Genomic DNA, 22,545 nt, shown 5'->3' with positions numbered 1-22,545 from the left:
CGATCTGAGATCGGGATTTGTCAGGAGATTCGGGCCGAAGACTGCTTTACAGCACCCGTATGGTCATCAGGTCACGATTGCGGTGTCCTGAGCAAGGAGTGGTGAGAGTAGATGACCGACGAGACGCGCCGCGAAGGACGCACGTCGGGAAACCCTGAGCCACCGGGGCGGCCGGACTTCCTGCCCGCCGGCGACCAGCCCTCCGGGCGGCCGCTCTCACCCGGATGGGACGACACCGACCCCGGCTTCCACGACGCCCCCTCCCGCCAGGGCGACACCCGCGCCTACGACCACCCCGCCCCGCCCCCCGCCTTCGGCCACGCCGACAGTCCCCGCTCCGGCGGAGGAGAGTTCCACGACCCCAGCGGTGAAGGCCCGGACTTCCACAGCCCCGGCGGTGAGAGCCCGCGTTACGGTGCGGGCCCCGACTTCCACAGCCCGGGCGGTGAGCCGCGTTTCGGCGACCAGGAAGGCCCGCAGGGTTCCGGCTCGTACTCGACGAGCGAGTGGCCGTTCTTCGGCGGCGAGCACCGCGCAGGCTCCTTCACCAACCCCAGCGGCGAGGGCCCGTACGGCGGGAGCATCCCGCCCCCGCCGCCCAGCGCCCTGCCGATGGGCCCGCACTGGGCGCCGCCGCCCGGCGCCGCGAAGCCGCCCAGGCGGGGCCCCAGCACGTCGATGCTGCTCGTCGTCGCCCTGGTCATCGCCCTGGTCGCCTCCGGCCTCGGCAGCGTCGGCACCTACCTGCTCACCCGGCAGGACAGCGGCACCGACCCCTCGTACAGCCTCGGCCCCGTGCCCACCGGCAACATCGACCGCGCCCCCGAATCCGTCGCCGGCGTGGCGGCCCGGGTGCTGCCCAGCGTGGTCTCGCTGGAGGTCGGCAACGGCCGGAACACCGAGGGCGCCTCCGGCTCCGGGTTCCTGATCAAGAACGGGTACGTGGTGACGAACAACCACGTGGTCGCCGTGGCCGCCAAGGGCGGTCAGATCCGGGTCATCTTCAACAACCGCAAGACCACGACGGCCCGCATCGTCGGCCGCGACCCCGGCTCCGACCTGGCGGTGCTCAAGCCGGAGGAGACGTTCGGCACGCCCGAGGCGACGCTCGGCAACTCCGACCAGGTGGTGGTGGGCGACCCGGTGATCGCGATCGGCTCGCCGCTGGGCCTGACCGGCACGGTCACCACCGGCATCGTCAGCTCGCTCAACCGTCCCGTCATCGCCGGCGACGAGAGCGGGCAGAGCAACGAGGAGCCCGCCTACATCAGCGCCATCCAGACCGACGCCGCGATCAACCCCGGCAACTCGGGCGGCCCGCTGGTCAACGGCCGCGGCGAGGTCGTCGGCGTGAACTCGGCGATCGCCACCCTCAGCCGGTCGCTCACCAGTCAGAGCGGCAGCATCGGCCTGGGCTTCGCCATCCCGGTCAACCAGACGCGCCGCGTCGCCGAAGAGCTGATCACCACCGGCAAGGCCAAGCGTCCCAAGATCGGCATCGTGCTCGACACCCAGTATCGCGGTGAGGGCGTCCGCATCACCACCGAGCGCCAGGGCGGCCGCCCGCCGATCGACGAGGGCGGGCCCGCGGAGAAGGCCGGGCTCAAGCCCGGCGACATCATCCTGGAGGTCGACGGCCTGCGCCTGCAGGACGGCAACGAGCTCATCGCCCTGATCCGCAGCAAGGCCCCGGGCGCGAAGATCAGCATCAAGTACGAGAGGGACAACGAGGAGCACACGGCCACGCTCACCGTGAGCGCCGACGCCCCGACGCCGACGCCGTCCTGATCCCCGTGGCCCGCCCGTAGAGATCAGCGGGGATCTTGTCGGAGATCCCGCGACCGGGTTACCCGGTGGAGCCCGTAGTCTGTGGGATAGCCGGGGTTGTCCCCGGGGCGGTTGACTGCTTGGAGCTGACGGTGTTCGGACTTGGCTGGCTGGAAGTCGGTGCGCTGATCATTATCGCGCTGCTGGTCTTCGGCCCGGATAAGCTGCCTCAGGCGGCCGCCCAGGCCGGGAAGACTCTGCGCAGCCTGCGTCGCATGGCCAACAACGCGCGTGAGGACCTCCGGGCCGGGCTCGGCCCCGAGTTCTCCAACTTCGATCCCGCCGACCTCAACCCGCGCAACTTCGTCCGCAAGCACCTGCTGGAGGACGACGAGGACGACTGGAAGGCGCAGCCGGCCGCCGAGCCGGAGCCTGTCGCCGTCCCGGCGGGCGGCGAGCTGGGCGTGGGCGAGATCCCCCCGTTCGACGACGAGGCGACCTGACCCACGCCCTGAAGGTCAGCCCCGGTTGGGGGTGAGCCCGAGCTGCATGCCCTTGAGGCTGGCCGAGCGCTTGCTCAGCTTCTCCGCGATCGAGCTGAGCTCGGCCGCGGCGGGGGAGTCGGGGTCGGTGAGGACGAGCGGCTTGCCCTCGTCGCCGCCCTCGCGCAGCCGCAGGTCGATCGGGACCTGGCCGAGCAGCGGCACCCGCGCGCCGAGGATGCGGGTCAGCGCGTCGGCCACGGTCTGGCCGCCGCCCTCGCCGAAGACGGTGACGCGCTCGTCGCAGTGGGGGCAGGGCAGCCAGGACATGTTCTCGATGACGCCGGCGATCTGCTGGTGGGTCTGCGCCGCGATGGAGCCGGCCCGCTCGGCCACCTCGGCGGCGGCCATCTGCGGGGTGGTGACGACCAGGATCTCGGCGCCCGGCAGCCGCTGGGCCACGGAGATGGCGATGTCGCCGGTGCCGGGCGGCAGGTCGAGCAGGAGGACGTCCAGGTCGCCCCAGTAGACGTCGGAGAGGAACTGGTGGAGCGCCCGGTCGAGCATCGGCCCGCGCCACACCACGGGGGTGTTGCCCTCGGGCTTGAACATGCCGACGGAGATGACCTTGATGTCGTGGGCCACCGGCGGCATGATCATGTCTTCGACCTTGGTGGGCCGTTCGGCGGCGCCCAGCATGCGGGGGACGCTGTGGCCGTAGATGTCGGCGTCGACGATGCCGACCTTCATCCCGCTCGCCGACATGGCGGCGGCGAGGTTGACCGTCACCGAGGACTTGCCGACGCCGCCCTTGCCGCTGGCCACCGCGAAGACGCGGGTCAGCGAGCCGGGCTTGTTGAACGGGATCTCCTTCTCCGGGCCCCGGTCGCCGCGGAGCTTGGTCTGCAGCTCCTTGCGTTGCTCCTGGCTCATCACGTCGAGCTCCAGCTCGACCGAGCGGACGCCGTCGACCTTGGCGACGGCGTTGACGACGTCCCGACGGATGGTGTCCTTCATCGGGCAGCCGGCCACTGTGAGATAGACGCCGACCCGCACCGTGCCGTCCGCGGCGATGTCGACGCCCTTGACCATGCCGAGGTCGGTGATGGGGCGCCGGATCTCGGGGTCGATGACGGTGGCGAGGGCGGCCGTTACCTGTTCCTGGGTTGGTGCCATCGAAGTCTCGGCACGCCCGGGTGAGGGGGTGCCGTCCCTCCTTTGCCGGTATGTGGGTGACAGGCGCGGAAACGCCTGCTGAGGATGCCCCTCCATGGTATGAACCCGGGAACCCGGCCCGTTAATCCGCCGGTTCCCGGGCAGCGTTCCAAGGTTACTGCGTGCCCCGCTCCGGGCCGCGAGGGGGACGTCAGCGCGCCTCCCTGAGCTCCTCGCCCAGCCGCTGCAGTTCCGAGCGCAGGTAGTCGCGGGTCGTCACCTCGCCGAGCGCCATCCGCAGCCCCGCGATCTCGCGCGTCAGGTACTCGACGTCGGCGCGGTTGCGCTCGGCCGCCTGCCGGTCCTGCTCGTACTGGACGCGGTCGCGGTCGTCCTGCCGGTTCTGCGCGAGCAGGATCAGCGGCGCCGCGTAGGAGGCCTGCAGCGACAGCATGAGCGTGAGGAAGATGAACGGGTACGGGTCGAACCGCAGCCAGTCCGGGGCCGCGACGTTCCAGCTCACCCAGACCGTCACGAACACGGTCATGTAGACCAGGAACCGGGCGGTGCCGAGGAAGCGGGCGATGCGCTCCGACATCTGCCCGAAGGCCTCGGGATCGTAGTGCGGGCGCAGCGTGCGGCGCAGTTCGCGGGGCTGGTCAAGGCGGTCGGTGGTCACGTCAGAGCCTCTCGCGCCAGTCTTCAGGGAGCATGTGGTCGAGGACGTCGTCGACGGTCACCGCGCCGACGAGCCGCTGGTGCTCGTCGACGACCGGCACCGCGACGAGGTTGTAGACGGCCAGGTAGGCGGCGACCTCGGGGAGCGGCAGATCCGGGCTGATCGCGTCGACCGACGGGTCGATCACGGCGCCCAGCAGCGTGGACGGCGGGTCGCGGAGCAGCCGCTGGAAGTGCGCCATGCCGAGGTAGCGGCCGGTCGGGGTCTCGTTGGGCGGCCGGGTGACGAACACCTGGGCCGCCACCGAGGGGGTCAGCTCCTGCTGCCTGATGTGCGCGAGCGCCTCGGCGACCGTGCTGCTCGGCGGCAGGATGACGGGGTCGGAGGTCATCAGGCCGCCGGCGGTGTCCTGCGGATAGGTGAGCAGCCGCCGCACCGGCGCGGCCTCCTCGGGCTCCATCAGCGCGAGCAGCGCGGCCGCCTGATCCGGGGGCAGGTCGTGGAGCAGGTCGGCGGCGTCGTCCGGGCCCATCGCCTCCAGCACGTCGGCGGCCCGCTCCGGCGCCAGCGTGCCGAGAATGCCGACCTGGTCTCCGGCCGGGAGCTCCTCCAGCACGTCGGCCAGCCGGTTGTCGTCGAGCGCGTGCGCGACCTCGTCGCGGCGCTTACGGGAGAGCGCGTGCATGGCGTTGGCCAGGTCGGCGGCGCGCAGCGACTCGAACGAGGCGATCAGCCCGGCGGCGCCCTGGTCCTCCTGGAGGATGTCGAACCCGGACACCTCGCCCCACTCGACCACCCGGGTGTCACGCCGCCGCCTGCCCCGGTAGACCGCGACCTGGGTGACCTGCCACTCGGCGGGCTTGGTCTCGGCGATGGCCACGTCGTAGACGGTCATCTCCTCGCCGTCGACCGTCACGGTCAGGTCGAACATCTCGGCGATCACCAGCGTCTCGGTGGGCCGCTGCTCGAACCGGCGGACGTTGAGCTTGCCCGTGAAGATCACCGCGCCCGCCTCGATGCCCCGTACGCGGGTGATGGGCAGGAACACGCGGCGGCGCGGGCGGACCTCGACCACCATGCCGTGCACGCGCGGCGGGCGGGCGCCGCGCAGCCCGACCACCACGTCCCTGATGCGGCCGATCTGGTCTCCCGCCGGGTCGAAGACCGGCGTGCCGGCCAGACGGGCGACGAAGATCTGCACGTCAATCAGGCTAACAGCGCCAAGACGTTGCGCCGCGGACCCCGCACGTGTCAGTATCCAACCGGCATAACGGTAATTACTTCGACGGGGGTTCGCGTGCGGTACGCGGGACTCGCGATGGCGTTCGCGTCCTCGCTCTGCTTCGCCTTCTCCGGGCCCATGGCCAAGTACCTCAACGAGGCCGGCGTCGCGCCGCTGGAGGCCGTCTGGGTGCGGATGGCGGGCGCCGGGCTGCTGCTGCTCGGCGTGCTGGCCGTGGTGAAGCCCGCCGCGCTGCGCATCGCCCGATCACGGCTGCCGTTCTTCGCGGTGTACGCCGTCGTCGCGGTCGCGGGCGTGCAGTCGCTGTACTTCGCGGCCATCACCCGGCTGCCGGTGGGGATCGCCCTGCTGCTGGAGTTCATGGCGCCGGTGATGGTGGTGGCTTATGTACGTATCGTACGCAAGATCAGGCTGGCCAGGGCGGCCTACATCGGCGCGGTGGCGGCGGTCGCCGGGCTGGCCATCGTGGTCGAGGCCTGGGAGGGCATCCGGCTGGACACGATCGGGCTGATGCTGGGGCTGCTGGCGGGCGCGTGCTGCGCCGGATATTTCCTGATGAGCGATAGCTTCGGGGACGACGTCGACCCGCTCGGCCTGATCGCCTGGGGCATGACCGGCGCCGCGGTCGTGCTCGCCCCGATCTCCCAGCCGTGGAACATCGACTGGGCCGCCTTCACCCTGACCGTCACCCCCGAGGGCGGCGCCACGCTGCCGGTGCTGGGCGCGTTCCTGTGCATGGTGGTCGTCGCCACCGTCGCCGCCTACATCCTCGGCGTGAACGCGGTGCGCAGGCTCTCGGCAGCCGTGGGCGCCACCGTCGCCTCGCTGGAGGTCATCGCCGGCGCGGTCGTCGCCTGGCTGCTGCTCGGCCAGGCGCTCGGCCCGTACCAGATCCTCGGCGGGGTCATCGTGCTGTCCGGCGCGCTCCTCGCGCAGACCGCCACACTCGGCCGTCAGGCGGCGGCGCCGCCCGAACCCGCGCCCGCGGGCCTGAGCCGCACCACCGTCGAATCCTGAGCCCAGCGGGCCGGCAGGGTCTCGCTGTCGCGGGCGTTGAGCCGCTCCTTGGCCAGCACCGCCACCACCTCGGGCTCGGCCGCCTGATCGACCACCGAGACGGCGGCCTCGAACTCCACCAGCCGCGCCCCGTTGTCCTTGCTGCGCAGCGTCACCCGTACGGTGTCGCGCCCGGCGAGACCCGGCAGCTCCTGCTCCTCGCCGCCGGTCACCACGTAGATCGCGCCGTCGTGCCACGCGTGCCAGGCGAGCCGCGGCCGGTCCAGGTCGAGCCAGAGGATGCCGGACTTCTTGGCGCCCTCCTGGATTACCAGGGTGTTGTCGGTCACCTCATGAATGTAACGCGGCGGGGTGGCGTTACGGTGTGCCTCATGTTGCGTTCACGTAGATCCGTCCTGGCCGTGCCCGGCAGCAACCCCAGGTTCCTGGAGAAGGCCCGCGGCCTGCCCGTCGACGAGGCGTTCCTGGACCTGGAGGACGCGGTCGCGCCGCTCGCCAAGGAGGAGGCGCGGCGCAACGTGGTGGCCGCGCTCCGCGAGGGCGGCTGGGAGGGCAAGACCGTCGCGGTCCGGGTCAACGACCTGGCGACGCAGTGGGCGTACAAGGACGTCATCGAGGTCGTCGAGGGCGCCGGCGACCGGCTCGACTGCCTCATCCTGCCCAAGGTGCAGGACCCGACCGAGGTCATCTGGCTCGACACCCTGCTCAGCCAGATCGAGAAGGCGATGGGCTACGAACCCGGCCGCATCGGCATCGAGGCGCAGATCGAGAACGCCCGCGGCCTGGTCAACGCCGACGCCATCGCCGGATCCTCCCCGCGGCTGGAGACGCTGATCTTCGGCCCGGCCGACTTCATGGCCTCGATCAACATGCGCACCCTCGTCGTGGGCGAGCAGCCGCCCGGCTACGAGGAAGGCGACGCCTACCACTACATCCTCATGCGCCTGCTCATGGCCGCCCGCACCCACGACCTCCAGGTCATCGACGGCCCCTACCTCCAGATCAAGGACGTCGACGGGTTCCGCAGGGTCGCCCGCCGCTCGGCCGCGCTCGGCTACGACGGCAAGTGGGTGCTCCACCCGCTGCAGGTCGACGCCGCCAACGAGGTGTTCGCGCCGTCGCAGGAGGACTACGACCGCGCCGAGCTCATCCTGGAGGCGTACGAGTACTACACGACGGTCGAGAAGCGCGGCGCGGCCATGCTCGGCGACGAGATGATCGACGAGGCGTCCCGGAAGATGGCGCTCGTCGTGGCCGCCAAGGGCCGGGCCGCCGGGCTGAAGCGCACCACGAGCTTCAGCCCGGAGAGTTAGACCCTCACCCCGACGGCCGTGAAGAACCAGAACGACGAGGTCAGCCAGAGCCCCACGAGCGCGGTGAACACCAGCCCGCCGATCACCGGCAGCGTCCAGCCGGGGGCGTTCTCCTTCCGCAGGGCCAGCATCTTCGTGGTGAACACCCCGTAGAAGAAGCAGCCGAGCAGCGAGTGGACCATCACCCGAGGCACGTCGTACTGCAGGCCGAGCGCGTACAGGCAGTGGAAGGCGACCGGGACGGTGAGCAGGAACGCCAGCCGTCCCGACCACCGGTGCACCCCGTCCGGGATGGTCACGCCGAGCCTGCCCCACATCGACAGGGCCGAGACGACCTGCACCACGCCCAGCGCCGCCGCGCCCGTGGTCAGCCAGACCTTCATCGGCAGCGCGGCCGAGAAGCCCGCGACGCCGACGGCGAACCCGGTCGGGGTGTGCGCGCGCCCGTACACGCCGAGCACGACCATGACGACGCCGCCCGCCAGCAGCGGCACCAGCAGGGAGACGGAAGCGCGCGTGGGCTGACGGTGGATGGCGGTCATCACATCTCCTCGATGAAGCCGTCGACGTCCTCGGGGGTGACGGTGGCGCCGTTCACCGAGACGGGGCCGGTGGGGTCGTCGCCGTCGAGCCGCGGGACGTCCACCGGCTCGCCGTCCTGGGAGGCGGCGCCGACCTGCGTGTAGCCGCCCTGCGGGTTCCGCACCACGATCCAGCCCGCGCGGATCTCGGCGCCCCTGACCACGGCGCTCGCCCGGTACAGGCCCGACGGCTTCTTCACCGTGCCGGCCACGAAGGTCCACTTCTTGCCGCCGACCGAGACCTGGCCGTCCGTCTCGCCGACGCCCAGCGTGGCCTTGACCGTGTCCTTGACCGGGGCCTTCCCGGCGCTCTTCAGCGTCAGCCGCTCGCCGGCCGCGTTCCCCTTGAACCAGACCTCGGTCCTGCCGTCGCAGAAGTAGCCGACGGCCTTGCCGTCACGGATGGAGATCGCGATCAGGCCGCCGTTGCCCTGCACCCGGCCCGCGTAGTCCGCCTTCTCCGGCACGACGGGGGCCGGATCCTCGAAGGTCGGGGTCTCGCTGGGCGAGGGCTCCGCGGCCGCCGTCTCCTCGCCGATTTCCGGTGTTCGCGTCGCCTGCGTAGCCTCGTCGGCGGTGGCGGCGGTCTGTTCCGCCGCCGGAGCTGCGACGATGCTGGCGACACCCAGCCCCGCCGCGAGCACCGCGCCCGCCGCCAGGGTGATGATCGGTCCCAGCCTTGACATGGCTTGCTCCCAGAGTCGACCTGCGTACGCTCCTGAGCATCCGCCGAAAAGGCCGGGCCGTCTGTGAACTAATGCGCATCGGATGGACAGAATATGGAGATGCAGGATAATCCGGAGCCCTCGCCCGGCCCGTACGGCCCGCCTGGCCCGCACGGTCCGCAGGGCCCGTACGGCCCGCAGGGCCCGCAAGGCCCGCCTGGCCCGTACGGTCCGCAGCCGGGGCCGCCCGCGTACTACCCGTACCCGCCGCCGCCCGCGCCGTCCTGGTACGTGCCCGTGCCGCAGGACGCCCGCTACGACCAGCTCGCCAGGACCCCGGTCAACCAGGTGTGGCGGCAGATCGTGGGCACCCTGGTCATCGCCGCCGGGTTCTTCGTCGTCGGCGCGGTCGTGGTGGTGGCCGGGACCTTCGTCGGGATGCTCCTGCGCGTGCCGCCGCCCACGCGGCCCGAGCAGATCTCCGGCGACCCCGTCTTCGGGATGAGCCTGCTGCTGCTGTCGATCGTGGCCGTGCTGCCGGTGGTGTTCGGCACGGTCGCGGCGGTGCAGAGGCGGCGGCCGGGGACGCTGTCGTCCGTGGCCGGGCGGCTGCGCTGGTCGTGGCTGCTGATGTGCGCGGGCCTGGGCCTGCTGTCGCTGGTGCTGGCCCAGATCGCCCAAGTGGTCCTGCTGGTCGTGACGGGGGAGCAGACCGACGACTTCCTCGGGTGGATCGGGTGGGAGCGGTTCCTGCCGGCGCTCGTCGTGATACTGCTGCTGGTGCCCTTCCAGGCGGCGGCCGAGGAGTACATGTTCCGCGGGTGGCTGCTGCAGGCGTTCGGGGCTCACCTGCGGAACCCGTGGTGGGGGATTCTGCTCGGCTCGGTGCTCTTCGCGTCGCTCCACGGGTACTCGTGGGCGGGGCTGCTCGACGTGTTCGTCTTCGGCGTGGCGATGGGGTTCCTGGCGGTGCGGACCGGCGGGCTGGAGGCGCCCATCGCGCTGCACGTGATGAACAACATGGTGGCGTTCGGGATCAGCGCGGCGGCGGGGCGGCTGGACGAGGCCCTGGATCAGGCGTCGGTGCCGATCCCGTGGCAGTCGCTGGTGGGGACGGCTGTGCAGCTCGGGCTGTTCGTCCTGCTGGTGCTTTACCTCGCCAGAAAGCGGTCAATCAGCACTACTTCCGGATAAATCGCCCTTGGGGTGCCAGGAATCTCACTAGAGAGGTCTCGCCATTCCGGCCGCGGCGTGCTGGTCTGGATGGTGTAGCGCTTCGGACGTACGTATGAGGAGTGATCGCCTCAGACCCGTGGGTAGGAGTCCTGACCGATGAGCCGACCGCTTCCGGCCCGTCCCGCTCGACCCCGTACGACTAGGAGGTACGGCGCGTGGCCTCCGGCACCAGTGACCAGCAGCCGCCGGACGAACCCCGACCCGGTGACGCCGCAGCCCCCGCCCCTCCTACCCCAGGAGCCCCGGACCCCGGCGCGACAGAACCCCGCATCCGGCACCACCCCCCAGGCCCCACCGACGACAGAGCCCGCGGCTTACCGCTGACCTCCCCCTGGGGAATGCCCCCCTTCGCCGCCCCCACCCCCGAGGAGGAACCCGAGGAACCACGCCGAGGCCGCCGCCCCTACAGCTCCCCGACCACCGAACCCAGACGCCGCCGCACCGTCGACCGCCCCGACAAACTCGTCGCCAGCGGCCCTCCACGCCCCGTCCCACCCCCCGTGTCAGGAGCCCCTTCCCCGCCCGGCGAGGGGGCGGGGAAGGCTCCGACACCGGCCACCGACGAGGCGGGCTCCCGGGGTGTTCCCGGCGATGTGCTGAGCCCTGCCGGAGGCGAGGTGGGCTCCGGGGGCCGGGAGGGTGCTCAGGGCGATGTGTTGAGTCCTGCCGGAGGCGAGGCGGGCTCTCCGGCTCGGGGTGATGATCACGACGAGGGCGAGGTGGGCTCTGCCGGAGGCGTGGTGGGCTCCCGGGCTCAGGACGATGTTCGTGGCGCGACGGGTGAGGGCGCTTCGGAGGGTGTCCGGGGGCGCAGAGACCCTCGTACGGCTCCGTACGGGATCGCGCATCGGCCGCCACAACCGGGTGGCTCATCCGAGACCTCCACCCCGAGGCGGGGCGAGGTTTTCCGAGACGAGGGCGCAGGGGAACCCCTGCCTGGACAAGGCGCAGGGAAACTCCCGTCTGGAGAGGACGCAGGCGGACCCCTGCCTGGAGAGGGCGCAGGGGAACCCCCGCTTGGAGAGCGCGCTGGGGAACCCTCGCATGGAGAGCCCGGCGACGAGCGGGAGACGCCGCTGGAGGCCGATGAAGGTGCGGCGGAGGAGCCGGTGCGGCGGGTGGGCAGGCCGCCGGGAGGGCGGCCGACGCGTCCCGATCGGCTCGTCGCCTCAGGCCCCGCCCGGCCCGCAGGCAGCGGCAGGCATGTGAGAGGCCCCGCGCCGGCGGCGTTGCGGCGGGTGACCCCGGTGCGGGGAGGACGCGGCAGGGTGGCGCCGATGGCCGTGGCGGTGGCGATAGCGCTGCTGGTGACGGCAGGGGTGGTGGTGTGGCAGTGGCGCGCCGCCGACGAGTCCCGGCTCAGCCTGGCCACGGGCACGGGCCGTTCCGGCGACGGCCTGTTCACGGTTCCGGCCGCCGCCCAGGGCACCGACCAGAAGCTCAACGACCTGGCCGCGGTAGGCCGCGCCGTGGTGGCGGTCGGCAGCGACACGACCAGCCCGACGCCGAGACCCCTGTTCCTCTACTCCGCCGACGGCGAGACGTGGCAGCTCGGCCGCGTCACCGGCGCCAGCCCGCCCATCGTGCGCAGGGTGACCGGCGGCGACGGCCGCTGGCTGGCCGCGGGCGGCGACGGGATGCGCGAGCGGGCCCTGTGGACCAGCACGGACGGCCTGAACTGGCAGGCGACCGGCGGCGGCGAGGCGTTCCGGGACGGCGACCAGATCCATGACATCGCCCGGACCGGCTCCGGTTTCGTCGCGGTGGGCGCGGCGACGCTGCGCGACGGCGGCACCGGCCCGGCCGCCTGGCACTCCCCGGACGGCCGGTCCTGGGAGCGGGCCGACACCCGCGGCCTGGCGGCGGGCGAGATCCGGGCGGTGGCGACCAGGGGCGACACGGTGGTGGCGATGGCCAGGCCCGCCCAGGGCGAGGGCTCGCGGGTCATCAGGTCGGCCGACGGCGGCCGCACCTGGCAGGCGACCGGCTTCCACCTCCCGGGCGCGATGCCCAAGCCGGGTTCGCTGGCGGTGGCGTCGAAGCGGTTCGTGCTGGCGGCGACCCGGCAGCGGGCGATCACGGGCGACGTGCGCGTCTACTGCTCGCCGACCGGCGCCGAGTGGTCGCAGTGCGGCACGATCGACGGCCTGCCCGCGGCCAGCCCCGGCGTGGAACTGCTCGTCTCGTACGAGGACGGCGTGGCGGCGGTCAGCCAGGCCGGGATCGGCTCGTACGCGGTGCTGACCAGCGCGGACGGGCGTTCGTGGCGCGAATGGGCGGGCATCGGCGACCTGCGGGGGGCGACGCTGCGCGGCTTCGGGATCGCCGGCTCCGGCACCCTGTACGCGGGCGGCGACCGCGCGGTCTCCGACGTGGAGAACGAGCCGGTGCTGATGACGGTGCCCCGCCGCGGCGAACCTTCTTTCGTACGGCTCGACAAGGTCGAGGGCCTGACCAGGATGGCGCGTGAGACCAGCGGGCTGGCCGCCCACGACGGCCGGTACGTGGCCGTCGGCTCGGCCGGGGGCGAGGCCGGGATCTGGACCACCCAGGACTGGAAGGACTGGACGTCCATCGGCCTCGGCGGCCCGCGACGGCAGCAGCTGAACGACGTGGCGTTCGGCCGCCGCGGCTGGCTGGCCGTGGGCGGCACCCAGGCCGGTCTCCAGGTGACCGAGCCGCTGCTGGTCAGCTCCGGCGACGGGCGCACCTGGAAGAAGGTGCCGATCTCCGGCGACCTGGCCCGGCCGGGCGATCACCCGTACCTGGACGTGCGGGCGGTCGCGGCGGGCCCCGGCGGGTACCTGCTGGCGGGCGAGGACCGGGGCCCGGCGGGCACGGCGGCGGCGGTCTGGTTCACCCCGGACCTGCGCGCGTACACCCGCTCGGAGCGGCTGCCGCAGGGCGGCTCGGGCGTGCGGCTGCACGACGTGGCCGCCACCCCGGACGGGTACGTGGCGGTCGGCGGCGCGGGCGCGGGCTCGAACGAGAGCGGCGTCGTCTGGGTGTCGCCGGACGGGCTGAACTGGACGGCCCGGGAGCGGCTGTCACCGCCGGACGCGTCCTCGGCGGGGCTGCGCCGGGTGGTGACGTACCAGGACAAGCTCGTCGTCATCGGGACCGCACAGGACGACTCCGGCGCGTCCCGGGCCTTCTCGGCGGTCTCCGAGGACGACGGCGTGACCTGGGAGACGTCGTGGCTGCCCGCCGAACGGGCGGCGGGCGTGCACGACCTGGCGGCGGCCAGGCAGGGCCTCGTCGCGGTCGGCTGGCACGGCGACCAGGGAGAGGGCGACAGCGCCGCCTGGACCTCCCACGACGGCCTGTCCTGGAGCCGCCTGGACCTGAAACAGGACCGCCTCGCCGGGCCGGGCGCGCAGTGGCTCGCGGCGGTGACGGTCTCGGGCGAGGAGGTGGTGGCCCTGGGCCGCTCCACGACCTACCGCGACGACCACCTCATCCTCTGGACCTCCACCCTCACCGCGGGCCGCTGAACGTCACTCCGGCAGGACCCGCCAGGATCGCAGGATGTCCAGCAAGCCCGGGGTGAGGGGCAGCCGGGAGAGGTCCTCCGGGGTGCACCAGCGGGCGTCCGCGGCGTCGTCGCCCGGCGTCAGCGTGCCGCCGGTGACGGTGGCGAGGTAGTCGCGCACCACGTACGTGTCGCCGCCGGGAGCGGGCAGATCCACCGTGCCCGCGAGGGGACCCACGGCCACCTCCAGCCCCGTCTCCTCCCGTACCTCGCGCCGGACCGCCGCCGCGTCGGACTCGCCGGGCTCCACCCGGCCACCCGGCAGCGACCAGAGCCCCGCGGACGGCGGGTGCCCGCGCTGGACGAGCAGAAGGCGGCGCGCGCCGTCCAGAACGATCGCGCCGACACAATTTACGCGCACATGGCCAAGATTACGACGGGATAACGGGCTGCGGCCTTGACGGGGCGGTGCCCGACGAAGCACCTTGGGTAACTGTGAGAGCGGCTCCAACGTGCCCACGGTGCTTCGACCCGCTGCACGCGCCGAGCGTGTGGTCGAGTTCCTGGCGCTGCGGCGTCCACGGCGACGTGCTGCCGTACCAGCCGCCCCGGCCGCCGTCGGAGTCCGCCGCGGCGGCGATGCGCAAGAACTCGCTGGTGCCCGTCTGGCTGCCCTGGCCGTTGCCGTCAGGGTGGCTGGTGACGGGGTTCGGGGAGGTGGGCGACGAGCGCAAGGGCGTACGGGCGAGCCTGGTCGCGTTGTCGGGCCCGTCTTTCACGCAGGGGCCCGCCGACATCGTCATCATCGCCGAGGAGCCGGGCGTGGGGCTCGGGGCCGCGTACGCGGGGCTGGACGGGGCCGACCCCGGCGAGGGGTTCGACGCCGGGCCGCCGAACGCCAAGATCGAGGTGATGGGTCATCCCGCGCCGCTGTGGTGCGTGAACGGCGCCGCCGACCGGGCCGTCTACGCCGGCGAGGCGCTGGGCAACTGGCTGTGGACCATCGCCTGGCCCGCCGAGGCCGGCTGTCTGCTCGTCCTGTCCGAGCTGAGCCTGATCGACCTGCGCGACCACGACCTCGACATCCCCTTCGGCGCCTTCTCCCCGCGGCTCCAGCACTGATTCAACGGCTTCAACACTGACGCAACGGGATTCGCTCAGGGGTGCGGACGGGCTAGAGTTCGGAGGCGTGACAGCGCGTATCGAGCGAGTGGTGACCGAGGGCCTCGTCGACATCGACGGCACCGAGCACAAGGTCGAGAACAACACCTGGATCATCGGGGATGACGAGGAGGCCATCGTCATCGACCCGGCCAGGGACGCCGAAAAGATCCTGGAGCAGGTGGGCGAGCGCGAGGTGCTCGCGGTCATCTGCACCCACGGCCTGCCCGACCACGTCGGCGCCGCGATCGAGGTGGCGGCCCGCGACGAGGCGGTCATCGCACTCCACCCGAAGGACAAGCCGCTCTGGCGGGAGACCTGGTCCGAGACCTGGCCCGACATCGACATGGAGGACGACGGCATCTTCCAGGTCGCCGACGTCCAGCTCGACGTCATGGAGACGCCCGGCATCACCGACGGCGGGGTCTCGCTCTACTGCGAGGGCCTCGGCGTGGTCTTCTCCGGCAAGACGTTGCAGGCCGACGGCCCCGGCAAGCTCGGCGGCGAGTACCCCCGCCTGGCCGACCAGCTCACCGCGATCGGCGGGCGGCTGTTCACGCTGCCCGCCGAGACGCGGGTGCTGCCCAGCCACGGCGACGAGGTGACGGTCGGCGACCTGGAGCCGCACTTCGACGACTGGATCGGCGGCTCCCTGACCAGGGCCGAGACCGAGTCCGAGCCGGAGGCGACGGGTCCGCTCACCGACGGCACGAAGGCCGCCGGCATCAAGCTCGACCCGGGCGCCGTCTAGGTGTACGACCAGCTCCCGCTGGAAGGCATGCCGCGGCGGCTCTACTCGTGCACGCCGTCGCGGTTGAACGCCTGGCTCGACTGCCGGCGCCGCTACCGGTTCACCTATCTGGACCGGCCGCAGCCGCCCAAGGGCCCGCCCTGGGCCCACAACAGCGTGGGGGCGAGCGCCCACAACGCGCTGGCGGCGTGGTGGCGGGAGCCGTACGACCGACGCACGCCGCTGACGGCGGCCGTCTTGGTCACCAAGGGCTGGATCACCGAGGGGTTCAGGGACGAGGCCCAGTCGGCGCAGTGGCTGGGCCGCACCCGCGACGTGGTGTCGGGGTACGCGGCCACGCTGGACCCGTCCGACGAGCCGGTCGGCGTCGAGCGGACCGTGGCCACCCGGACCTCGGTCATCGCGGTGTCGGGCCGCATCGACCGGCTCGACCGGCGCGGCGACGAACTGGTGGTGGTCGACTACAAGACCGGGCGGCGACCGCTCACCCAGGACGACGCCCGTTCCTCGCTCGCGCTGGCCGTCTACGCCATCGCCGCGTCCCGGGTGATGCGCACCCCGGCCCGCGTCGTCGAGCTGCACCACCTGCCGACCGGCGAGATCGTGCAGTGGCGTCACACGGACGAGTCGCTCGGCCGTCATCTGCGGCGCGCCGAGGAGATCGCCCTGGAGGCGTCGGAGGCCGACGAGCGCTACCGGGCGGTGATGGGCGGCGGCTCCGCCCGACGCACCCGGCCGGGCGACAGCGCGGCAGGGCCGCCGCGGGTGCCCGCGGAACTGGACGAGGTGTTCGCGCCGAGCCCCGGCCCGCTGTGCGGCTGGTGCGACTTCCGCCGCCACTGCCCGGAGGGTCAGGTGGCGGCCCCCGAACGCCGCCCCTGGGACGGCCTGGGGGAGTGAGCCAGCCGGTCGTGACGCTCTCGACAGGGGAGTGAATCGGCCGATCGTGACGCTCTCGACAGGGGAGTGAGTCAGCCGGTCGTCGTGGCGTCGAGAGGGTGTCTCTCGGCCGTGCTCCAGAACCTGACGAGCGCCGCCGCCGTGGTCTCGGGCGCCTCCACCGCGGGCGAGTGGGCCGCCCCGGGCACCACCAGGCAGTCGGCGCCGAGGGCCGCCGCCATCTCCTGCTGCGTCTCGGCCGGCCAGCCGTCGTCGTGCTCCCCGTACAGGACGAACGTGGGCACCCCGACCTGGCGGAGCTCGTCCGTACGGTCCGGCGCGGAGACCACCTCGCGCGCCATCTGCGCGAGGCCGGCCGGTGAGGTGGCGAGCAGCCGCTGCCGGAGGAACGTCAGGATGTCGTCGGGCACCCGCGCGGCGAGCGCTTCCGGTTCGAAACCGGCGTGCCAGACGTGTTCGAGGCCCGACTCGGGGACCGTGCGCGCCAGCCAGCGGGCGTGCTCGGCGCGCTTGCCGGTGATGCCGGCCGGGCCGGAGCCCATCAGCGTGAACGTGGCGAACTTGGTGCGCCCGTCGATGGCCGCCTCGCGCGCCACCAGCCCGCCGAAGGAGTGGCCGACCAGGTGGACCGGCTCGCCGTCGCCGATCCGCTGGGCGAGCGCGTCGACGTCGGCGCCGAGCGCCTCGCAGGTGTAGGCGGCCGGGTCGTCGGGGCCGGGCGTCTCGTACTGGCCGCGCAGGTCGACGGCGACCACGCGGCGGCCCGACAGGGCCAGCGTCTCCAGGACCGCGATGAAGTCTTCCTTGCTGCCCGTCAGGCCCGGGACCAGGATCGCGGGCCAGCGTTCGACCACGCCCGACGCCGGCACCGCGTCGAGGGCCGCGAACGTGCCCCGCGTGGTGTCGATCTTGCATGGGGTGACGCCAGAGGGCAGGTGCAGGAATCGCGGCGTACTCACGTGGGGCAACAATACCCAGCGCCGGCTGCCTCGACACCGGTGAACCCGGTACGCCGGTGCCCGCATGCGAAAGGCGCGCACCTCAAGGTGCGCGCCTTCCCCGATGAGTCCGTCAGCCGCGGCGGCGGCTGCCGTTCCCGCGCCCGCCACTGGGGCGGCGCTGCTTGCGCTCGGTGGCCGCCGACGGCGCGATGTCGTCGTCGTCCGTCGCCAGCTCGGGCGACTTGAAGATCACCGTGAACGGGTTCGGCGGGATGATCCGCTCCGGCTCCCGGCGCGGCGGGGCCTGGTAGCCGGGCTCGTCGTGGTCGTCCGCGTGCTCGTACGGATCCGCGTCGTGCGGCTCCTCACGCGTGGCGGGAACGTCCGCGACCGGCTCCGCCCGGACGGCGGGCCGCCGGGTGCGGGGCTCGGCCGCCGCCGCCAGCTCCTCGGCGCTGATGATCGCGGGCGTCTCCTCCTGCTTGCTGGAGCGGCCGTTCACGGGCTCCACCTCCGGCGTGTCGACGGCTGCGGGGGTCTCTTCCGCAGGCTGGCCGCCGCGGGTGCGGCGGCGCTGGCGCGGTGTGCGCGGGGGGCGCTCCCGCTCCTCACGCTCGTCGCGGCGCCGGCCGCGCGCGCGGGGCCGGCCCGTCTCGCCGAGGTCCTCGATGCGCTCCGCCGACAGGCCCGCCCGGGAGCGGCTGGCGTGCGGCAGCACACCCTTGGTGCCCTCGGGGATGCCGAGCTCGGTGTAGACGTGCGGCGAGGTGGAGTAGGTCTCCTCGGGCTCAGGGAAGTCGAGGCCGAGCTCCGAGTTGATCATCTTCCAGCGGGTCAGCTCCTCCCACTCCACGAACGTGACCGCTATGCCCGTGCGCCCGGCCCGGCCGGTGCGGCCGATGCGGTGCACGTAGGTCTTGTCGTCGGTGGGGCAGTCGTAGTTGACCACGTGGGTGACGTCGTCGATGTCGATGCCGCGGGCCGCCACGTCGGTGGCGACCAGCACGTCGATCTTGCCGTTGCGGAACGCCCGCAGCGCCTGCTCGCGCTGGCCCTGACCGAGGTCGCCGTGGACGGCCGCCACCGCGAACCCGCGGGTGTCGAGCTGCTCGGCGACCATGTCGCAGGCCCGCTTGGTCTCGCAGAAGACCATCGTGAGCCCGCGGCCCTCGGCCTGCAGCAGCCGGGCCAGGATCTCGATCTTGTCCATCCGGTGGGTGCGCCACACGATCTGGCGCACCTGCGGGGTGGTCTCGGCCTCGGAGCTCTCGATCTCGGCGCGCACGTGCGTGGGCCGGTTGAGGTACTTGCGGGAGAGCGAGACGATCTCGCCCGGCATGGTGGCCGAGAACAGCATCGTCTGGCGCTCGGCCGGGATCAGCTTGAAGATCCGCTCGATGTCGGGCAGGAAGCCCAGGTCGAGCATCCGGTCGGCCTCGTCCAGCACCAGGGTGCGGACCTGGCTGAGGTCGAGATGCTTCTGCTTGACCAGGTCGAGCAGCCGGCCGGGGGTGCCGACGATGACGTCGACGCCCGCCTTGAGCGCCTCGATCTGGGGTTCGTACGCGCGCCCGCCGTAGACGGTGAGCACCCGCGAGCCGAGCTTGCCGGCGGCGGTGACGAGATCTTCGCTCACCTGGATGGCGAGCTCGCGGGTCGGCACGACGACCAGCCCGCGGGGCTTCTTGCGGTTCTTGCGCGGCTTGCCGATGCTCTGCAGCATCGCGATGCCGAACGCGTAGGTCTTGCCGGTGCCCGTACGGGCCTGGCCGATCAGGTCCTGGCCGCTCAGCGCTAGCGGGAGCGCCATCTCCTGAATCGGGAACGGTGTGGTGATGCCCTCGGTCTCGAGGGCATCCGCGATTTCTGGTGTGACTCCGAGGTCTCGGAAAGTCGTCAGCGTGGCCTGCCTCAGTCTCAAATGAAGGCGGGCCTGCCGGGACCTACGGGCGGAAAACCGAGCCCGTACCTGGGTCCTCGCGGTAGAGCCAGCCCTCTCGCGTCAACACGACCGCGCACCCGGGGATCGGGGGATTCGGGGACAGACCCCCGAATTTACACAGTGCGGTCGCACTTTCTCAGAGCAGTGTACTCGATACCACAACGCTGACCAGGCTTACGGATGTTCCCGGACATTGCCGCTAGTGGGCTGCGTTCCATGGTCGAGTCCGCTGGGGTGGTCAACGCTGACCGGGCTTGCGGATGTTCCCGGACATCGCCGGAAGTACGCTGCGTTCCATGAACGAGTCTCCTGGAGTCGTCGACCTGCTCGGCGTCCTGGCCTACGCCGAGCTGAGCGCTTTCACGAGGATGACCGAGGACGCCGCCAGGCTGGCGCCCACGCTCGCCGACCGGACCGCGCTGTGCGAGCTGGCCGTCGCCGAGTATCAGCACTTCCGGCTGCTGTACGACCGGATCCGGGAGCTGGACGCCGACCCTGAGAGCGCGATGCAGCCGTTCGCCGGGGCGCTGGACGCCTGGCACACCCAGACCACCCCGTCCGACTGGATGCAGGCCCTGGTGAAGGCCTATGTGGGGGTCGGGATAGCGCTCGACTTCTATCGTGAGGCGGCCCGCCGGCTGGATCCGGCGATCGTCGAGCTGGTCGACGAGGTGCTGGCGGACGAGGGCCGCGCGGAGTTCGCGGTCGAGCGCGTACGGGCCGGCCTGGAGGAGGATCCGACGGCGGGCGGACGGCTGGCGCTGTGGGCCAGGAGGCTCGTCGGCGAGGCGCTGAGCCAGGGGCAGCGGGTGGCGGCGGAGCGCCCCGAGCTGGCGATGATGCTGGTGGAGTCGGGCGCGAACGACCAGGCGGAGATCTCCCGGCTGTTCGCCCGGCTGACGGAGCAGCACGGCAAGCGGATGGCGGCGCTGGGCATCTGAGCGCGACGCCCGGAGCCGCACCGGGAACGTGCGGCTCCGGGACTGGGAGACGGCGTTAGAGCGTGCCGCCGAAGCCCACCGGGCGCGCCTCGTCCTCGCCGATCTCGATGAAGCCCAGCGACGCCACCGGCACCACCACCCGCCTGCCCTTCACATCGGTGATGGCGAACACGCCACGATCGGCGGCAAGGGCCTTCCTGATCTCCTCCTCGACCTGGTCGGCCGACAGGTCGGTCTCGACGACGAGCTCACGGTGCACCGAACGCACGCCGATTTTGATTTCCATCGTGCTCCCTTTCAACGGGGCGGAACCTCCCCATCGTCGTCGTTCGGGGCGAAAGAAACGCCGCCGATCGCGCCCAGCGAACGGGTTAAGCCGTACGCGGAAAACCGCTGATGCCGCGCCAGGCGAGCCGCGCCATCAGCTGCTCGGCCGCGTCCTTGGGGATGGAGCCGTGCTTGGTGACCCAGTAGCGGGCGCTCACCTCCGCCATGCCGACCAGCCCGACCCCGAGCAGGTGGGCCTCGTCGCTGGTGCAGCCGGTGTCTTCCTGGATCACCGCGCTGACCATCTCGGCGCACTCGTTGAGCGAGCGCTCCACCCGCTGCCGCACCGGCGCCACGTTGCGCAGGTCGGACTCGAAGACCAGCCGGAACGCCTCACCCTGGGTGGAGACGAAGTCGTAGAACGCGCTGAAGGTCGCCTGCACCCGCAGCTTGTTCTCGGTCGTGGACGCGAGCGCCTCCCTGCACCGGTTGACCATGTCGTCGATGTGCAGGTCGAGCAGCGCGAGGTAGAGCTCCAGCTTGCCGGGGAAGTGCTGGTAGAGCACCGGCTTGCTGACTCCGGCGCGTTCGGCGATCTCGTCCATGGCGGCCGCGTGATAGCCGTTCTCCACGAACACTTCCTGCGCCGCGCTCAGCAGCTGCCTGCGGCGGGCGAGTCGGGGCAGCCGGGTGCCCCGGGGCTTGGCGTCCGGGGTAGCGGTCACGCGGGTCTCCATCGGTTTCGTGCCGGTCCTGGCGTCATCCTACGTGTGAGGGCGCCGCCGGCTCAGCGATAGTCGTCGTCGTCGAACTCGACGACGCGGTCCTGGTCCATCGCGTCGGCCGGGTTGGCCTCCAGAGGGAGCTCGCGGCGCAGCCGGTCCTCCGCCTCGTCGATGAGGCGGCGCTGGTCGGCGGCGTCGGCCGCGGGCGCCTCCACCGGCAGCTCCTCTTCCTCGGTGGCGAAGTTGTCGTCGTCCCCGCGAACGTCCATCTCCGACATCTCGGTCCCCCTCTTCTCGTGGACTGAACCAGACTACGCCCGGCTGAAGAGATCGCCGTGCTCGTTCACTCTCGCCAGCACCTCGGACGAGGTGAACACCAGGTCATCCGGGGCCTCGCAGCCCTCGACCTCCTCCCACAGCAGGGGGGTGGAGACCGTCGGGCGCGCCCGGGCCCGTAGTGAGTATGGTGCCACCGTCGTCTTGGCGGGGTTGTTCTGGCTCCAGTCGATGAAGACCTTGCCGGTGCGCAGCTTCTTCGTCATCACGCTGACCACCTGATCGGGGTGCTCCTTGGCGAGGAGCTGGGCCAGCCTTCTGGCGTACGCCGACGGCTCCTCCCGGCAGTCCCACGCCGCGTACAGCTGCATGCCCTTGCTCCCGCTGGTCTTCGGCCTGGCCGTCAGGCCCTCGGCGGCCAGCACCTCGCGCAGCATCAGGGCGACCGCGCAGCACTCCACGATCGTCGCGGGCGGCCCGGGGTCCAGGTCGAACACCAGTGTGTCCGGCGGCAGCGCCCGCCCCTCATCGTCGACCCGCCACTGCGGCACGTGCAGCTCCAGGGCGGCCAGGTTCGCGTAGTAGACCAGCGTCGGCAGGTCCTCGACGACGGCGAAGTCGATGGTCTCGCGGTCCTTGGTGCTGCCGGGCACGGGCAGCCGCGCGCGGCGCACCCAGCCGGGGGTGTGCTCGGGGGCGTTCTTCTCGAAGAACGACATGCCGTCCACGCCGTCGGGGAAGCGCTTGACCGTCAGCGGGCGGCCGGCCAGGTGCGGCAGCAGCACGGGGGCGATCCGGGTGTAGTAGTCGATGACCTCGGCCTTGGTGAAGCCGTACTCGGGGTAGAGCACCTTGTCCAGGTTGCTCAGCGTCAGCTCCCGGCCGTCCACCCGCACCGGGACCTTGCTCATCGGGACGTCACCTCCGGGGGCATCGCGTCTGTACGCCACCTCCCCGGCGGAATCGGGTCTAACCCCCCGCAGGTAGTACCCCTGGATATGGCATTGGTTGCACCATGACGGGTATGTGCA

23 protein-coding genes are annotated in these 22,545 nt (G+C 72.0%); 10 read left to right on the top strand and 13 right to left on the bottom strand.

The window, feature by feature from the left end; translation table 11 throughout:
* Positions 1-111: 111 nt before the first annotated feature.
* Both AB0J42_RS21930 and AB0J42_RS21925 read left to right on the top strand, forming a co-directional pair.
* Positions 112-1,788, top strand: a complete 1,677-nt coding sequence (locus AB0J42_RS21930) for a trypsin-like peptidase domain-containing protein (RefSeq protein WP_364297145.1) — start codon at positions 112-114, stop codon at positions 1,786-1,788.
* Positions 1,789-1,919: 131 nt separating this feature from the next.
* Positions 1,920-2,270 (top strand): sec-independent translocase, encoded by a 351-nt coding sequence (locus AB0J42_RS21925; RefSeq protein WP_364297143.1) that lies wholly within the window; start codon positions 1,920-1,922, stop codon positions 2,268-2,270.
* Positions 2,271-2,285: 15 nt separating this feature from the next.
* Here AB0J42_RS21925 and AB0J42_RS21920 read toward each other — a convergent pair whose 3' ends face one another.
* The 3 genes from AB0J42_RS21920 to AB0J42_RS21910 all read right to left on the bottom strand — a co-directional run bounded on the left by AB0J42_RS21920 (position 2,286) and on the right by AB0J42_RS21910 (position 5,284).
* Positions 2,286-3,425, bottom strand: a complete 1,140-nt coding sequence (locus AB0J42_RS21920; protein ID WP_364297141.1) for an Mrp/NBP35 family ATP-binding protein — start codon at positions 3,423-3,425, stop codon at positions 2,286-2,288.
* Between the two features lie 190 nt (positions 3,426-3,615).
* A complete protein-coding gene (locus tag AB0J42_RS21915) occupies positions 3,616-4,083 on the bottom strand; it encodes a DUF1003 domain-containing protein (protein WP_364297139.1) in 468 nt (155 codons plus the stop codon).
* A 1-nt stretch (position 4,084) separates the two neighbouring features.
* Positions 4,085-5,284 carry a CBS domain-containing protein gene (locus tag AB0J42_RS21910; protein ID WP_364297137.1) on the bottom strand — a complete coding sequence of 400 codons (1,200 nt, stop codon included), beginning with the start codon at positions 5,282-5,284 and terminating at the stop codon, positions 4,085-4,087.
* Between the two features lie 96 nt (positions 5,285-5,380).
* Here AB0J42_RS21910 and AB0J42_RS21905 point away from each other — a divergent pair, with 96 nt between their 5' ends.
* Positions 5,381-6,343 (top strand): EamA family transporter, encoded by a 963-nt coding sequence (locus AB0J42_RS21905; protein ID WP_364297135.1) that lies wholly within the window; start codon positions 5,381-5,383, stop codon positions 6,341-6,343.
* Here the strand turns inward: AB0J42_RS21905 and AB0J42_RS21900 are convergent.
* Complete coding sequence (locus AB0J42_RS21900; RefSeq protein WP_364297133.1) at positions 6,280-6,672, bottom strand: hypothetical protein; 393 nt, start codon at positions 6,670-6,672, stop codon at positions 6,280-6,282. The two genes, AB0J42_RS21905 and AB0J42_RS21900, sit on opposite strands and share 64 nt — an antisense overlap.
* Positions 6,673-6,714: 42 nt before the next feature.
* Here AB0J42_RS21900 and AB0J42_RS21895 point away from each other — a divergent pair, with 42 nt between their 5' ends.
* Positions 6,715-7,656, top strand: coding sequence for a CoA ester lyase (locus AB0J42_RS21895; RefSeq protein WP_364297131.1), 942 nt, complete (start codon positions 6,715-6,717; stop codon positions 7,654-7,656).
* Here the strand turns inward: AB0J42_RS21895 and AB0J42_RS21890 are convergent.
* Both AB0J42_RS21890 and AB0J42_RS21885 read right to left on the bottom strand, forming a co-directional pair.
* Complete coding sequence (locus AB0J42_RS21890) at positions 7,653-8,198, bottom strand: DUF6529 family protein (RefSeq protein ID WP_364297129.1); 546 nt, start codon at positions 8,196-8,198, stop codon at positions 7,653-7,655. The two genes, AB0J42_RS21895 and AB0J42_RS21890, sit on opposite strands and share 4 nt — an antisense overlap.
* A complete protein-coding gene (locus AB0J42_RS21885; protein ID WP_364297127.1) occupies positions 8,198-8,923 on the bottom strand; it encodes a hypothetical protein in 726 nt (241 codons plus the stop codon). The genes AB0J42_RS21890 and AB0J42_RS21885 overlap by 1 nt, the downstream gene beginning before the upstream one ends.
* 99 nt (positions 8,924-9,022) lie before the next feature.
* Here AB0J42_RS21885 and AB0J42_RS21880 point away from each other — a divergent pair, with 99 nt between their 5' ends.
* Together AB0J42_RS21880 and AB0J42_RS21875 are read left to right on the top strand one after the other, a co-directional pair.
* Positions 9,023-10,096: a type II CAAX endopeptidase family protein gene (locus AB0J42_RS21880; RefSeq protein ID WP_364297125.1), complete on the top strand. Its 1,074-nt coding sequence runs from the start codon at positions 9,023-9,025 to the stop codon at positions 10,094-10,096.
* A gap of 1,289 nt (positions 10,097-11,385) precedes the next feature.
* On the top strand, positions 11,386-13,632 hold the full coding sequence (locus AB0J42_RS21875) for a hypothetical protein (protein ID WP_364297123.1): 2,247 nt from the start codon (positions 11,386-11,388) through the stop codon (positions 13,630-13,632).
* Positions 13,633-13,635: 3 nt separating this feature from the next.
* On the opposite strand, the gene AB0J42_RS21870 is transcribed toward AB0J42_RS21875, so the two are convergent.
* Complete coding sequence (locus AB0J42_RS21870; protein WP_364297121.1) at positions 13,636-14,031, bottom strand: NUDIX hydrolase; 396 nt, start codon at positions 14,029-14,031, stop codon at positions 13,636-13,638.
* 47 nt (positions 14,032-14,078) lie between these two features.
* Here AB0J42_RS21870 and AB0J42_RS21865 point away from each other — a divergent pair, with 47 nt between their 5' ends.
* The 3 genes from AB0J42_RS21865 to AB0J42_RS21855 all read left to right on the top strand — a co-directional run bounded on the left by AB0J42_RS21865 (position 14,079) and on the right by AB0J42_RS21855 (position 16,422).
* Positions 14,079-14,732, top strand: a complete 654-nt coding sequence (locus tag AB0J42_RS21865) for a DUF6758 family protein (RefSeq protein ID WP_364297119.1) — start codon at positions 14,079-14,081, stop codon at positions 14,730-14,732.
* Positions 14,733-14,799: 67 nt separating this feature from the next.
* Positions 14,800-15,522 (top strand): MBL fold metallo-hydrolase, encoded by a 723-nt coding sequence (locus tag AB0J42_RS21860; RefSeq protein WP_364297117.1) that lies wholly within the window; start codon positions 14,800-14,802, stop codon positions 15,520-15,522.
* Entirely contained in the window at positions 15,523-16,422 is a 900-nt protein-coding gene (locus AB0J42_RS21855) for a PD-(D/E)XK nuclease family protein (RefSeq protein WP_364297115.1), read from the top strand. It begins immediately after the preceding gene.
* A 71-nt stretch (positions 16,423-16,493) separates the two neighbouring features.
* On the opposite strand, the gene AB0J42_RS21850 is transcribed toward AB0J42_RS21855, so the two are convergent.
* Both AB0J42_RS21850 and AB0J42_RS21845 read right to left on the bottom strand, forming a co-directional pair.
* On the bottom strand, positions 16,494-17,381 hold the full coding sequence (locus AB0J42_RS21850) for an alpha/beta hydrolase (protein WP_364297113.1): 888 nt from the start codon (positions 17,379-17,381) through the stop codon (positions 16,494-16,496).
* Between the two features lie 112 nt (positions 17,382-17,493).
* Positions 17,494-19,173: a DEAD/DEAH box helicase gene (locus AB0J42_RS21845; RefSeq protein ID WP_364297111.1), complete on the bottom strand. Its 1,680-nt coding sequence runs from the start codon at positions 19,171-19,173 to the stop codon at positions 17,494-17,496.
* 428 nt (positions 19,174-19,601) lie between these two features.
* Between AB0J42_RS21845 and AB0J42_RS21840 the strand changes: the two genes are divergently transcribed.
* A complete protein-coding gene (locus tag AB0J42_RS21840; protein WP_364297109.1) occupies positions 19,602-20,246 on the top strand; it encodes a ferritin-like fold-containing protein in 645 nt (214 codons plus the stop codon).
* A 55-nt stretch (positions 20,247-20,301) separates the two neighbouring features.
* Here the strand turns inward: AB0J42_RS21840 and AB0J42_RS21835 are convergent, their stop codons facing one another.
* The 4 genes from AB0J42_RS21835 to ligD all read right to left on the bottom strand — a co-directional run bounded on the left by AB0J42_RS21835 (position 20,302) and on the right by ligD (position 22,425).
* Complete coding sequence (locus AB0J42_RS21835; RefSeq protein ID WP_364297107.1) at positions 20,302-20,532, bottom strand: DUF3107 domain-containing protein; 231 nt, start codon at positions 20,530-20,532, stop codon at positions 20,302-20,304.
* An 85-nt stretch (positions 20,533-20,617) separates the two neighbouring features.
* A complete protein-coding gene (locus tag AB0J42_RS21830; protein WP_364297105.1) occupies positions 20,618-21,238 on the bottom strand; it encodes a TetR/AcrR family transcriptional regulator in 621 nt (206 codons plus the stop codon).
* 62 nt (positions 21,239-21,300) lie between these two features.
* Positions 21,301-21,507 (bottom strand): hypothetical protein, encoded by a 207-nt coding sequence (locus tag AB0J42_RS21825; RefSeq protein ID WP_364297103.1) that lies wholly within the window; start codon positions 21,505-21,507, stop codon positions 21,301-21,303.
* A gap of 42 nt (positions 21,508-21,549) precedes the next feature.
* Positions 21,550-22,425 (bottom strand): non-homologous end-joining DNA ligase, encoded by an 876-nt coding sequence (gene ligD, locus AB0J42_RS21820; protein WP_364297101.1) that lies wholly within the window; start codon positions 22,423-22,425, stop codon positions 21,550-21,552.
* Positions 22,426-22,545: the final 120 nt, after the last annotated feature.

Origin of the sequence: Nonomuraea sp. NPDC049649, assembly GCF_040675175.1 — a bacterium.
In the GTDB taxonomy this organism is placed as follows: Bacteria; Actinomycetota; Actinomycetes; order Streptosporangiales; family Streptosporangiaceae; genus Nonomuraea.
The sequence above is the reverse complement of the archived record's forward strand: the minus strand, read 5'-3'. Positions and strand labels throughout refer to the sequence as shown.

Bases quoted from the DNA above. Each gene is read 5' to 3' on its own strand.
- AB0J42_RS21930 (WP_364297145.1), top strand. From the start codon at position 112: ATGACCGACGAGACGCGCCGCGAAGGACGCACGTCGGGAAACCCTGAG.
- AB0J42_RS21920 (WP_364297141.1), bottom strand. From the start codon at position 3,425: ATGGCACCAACCCAGGAACAGGTAACGGCCGCCCTCGCCACCGTCATC.
- AB0J42_RS21895 (WP_364297131.1), top strand. From the start codon at position 6,715: ATGTTGCGTTCACGTAGATCCGTCCTGGCCGTGCCCGGCAGCAACCCC.
- AB0J42_RS21890 (WP_364297129.1), bottom strand. From the start codon at position 8,198: ATGACCGCCATCCACCGTCAGCCCACGCGCGCTTCCGTCTCCCTGCTG.
- AB0J42_RS21885 (WP_364297127.1), bottom strand. From the start codon at position 8,923: ATGTCAAGGCTGGGACCGATCATCACCCTGGCGGCGGGCGCGGTGCTC.
- AB0J42_RS21880 (WP_364297125.1), top strand. From the start codon at position 9,023: ATGCAGGATAATCCGGAGCCCTCGCCCGGCCCGTACGGCCCGCCTGGC.
- AB0J42_RS21845 (WP_364297111.1), bottom strand. From the start codon at position 19,173: ATGGCGCTCCCGCTAGCGCTGAGCGGCCAGGACCTGATCGGCCAGGCC.
- AB0J42_RS21840 (WP_364297109.1), top strand. From the start codon at position 19,602: ATGAACGAGTCTCCTGGAGTCGTCGACCTGCTCGGCGTCCTGGCCTAC.
- AB0J42_RS21835 (WP_364297107.1), bottom strand. From the start codon at position 20,532: ATGGAAATCAAAATCGGCGTGCGTTCGGTGCACCGTGAGCTCGTCGTC.
- AB0J42_RS21825 (WP_364297103.1), bottom strand. From the start codon at position 21,507: ATGGACGTTCGCGGGGACGACGACAACTTCGCCACCGAGGAAGAGGAG.
- ligD (WP_364297101.1), bottom strand. From the start codon at position 22,425: ATGAGCAAGGTCCCGGTGCGGGTGGACGGCCGGGAGCTGACGCTGAGC.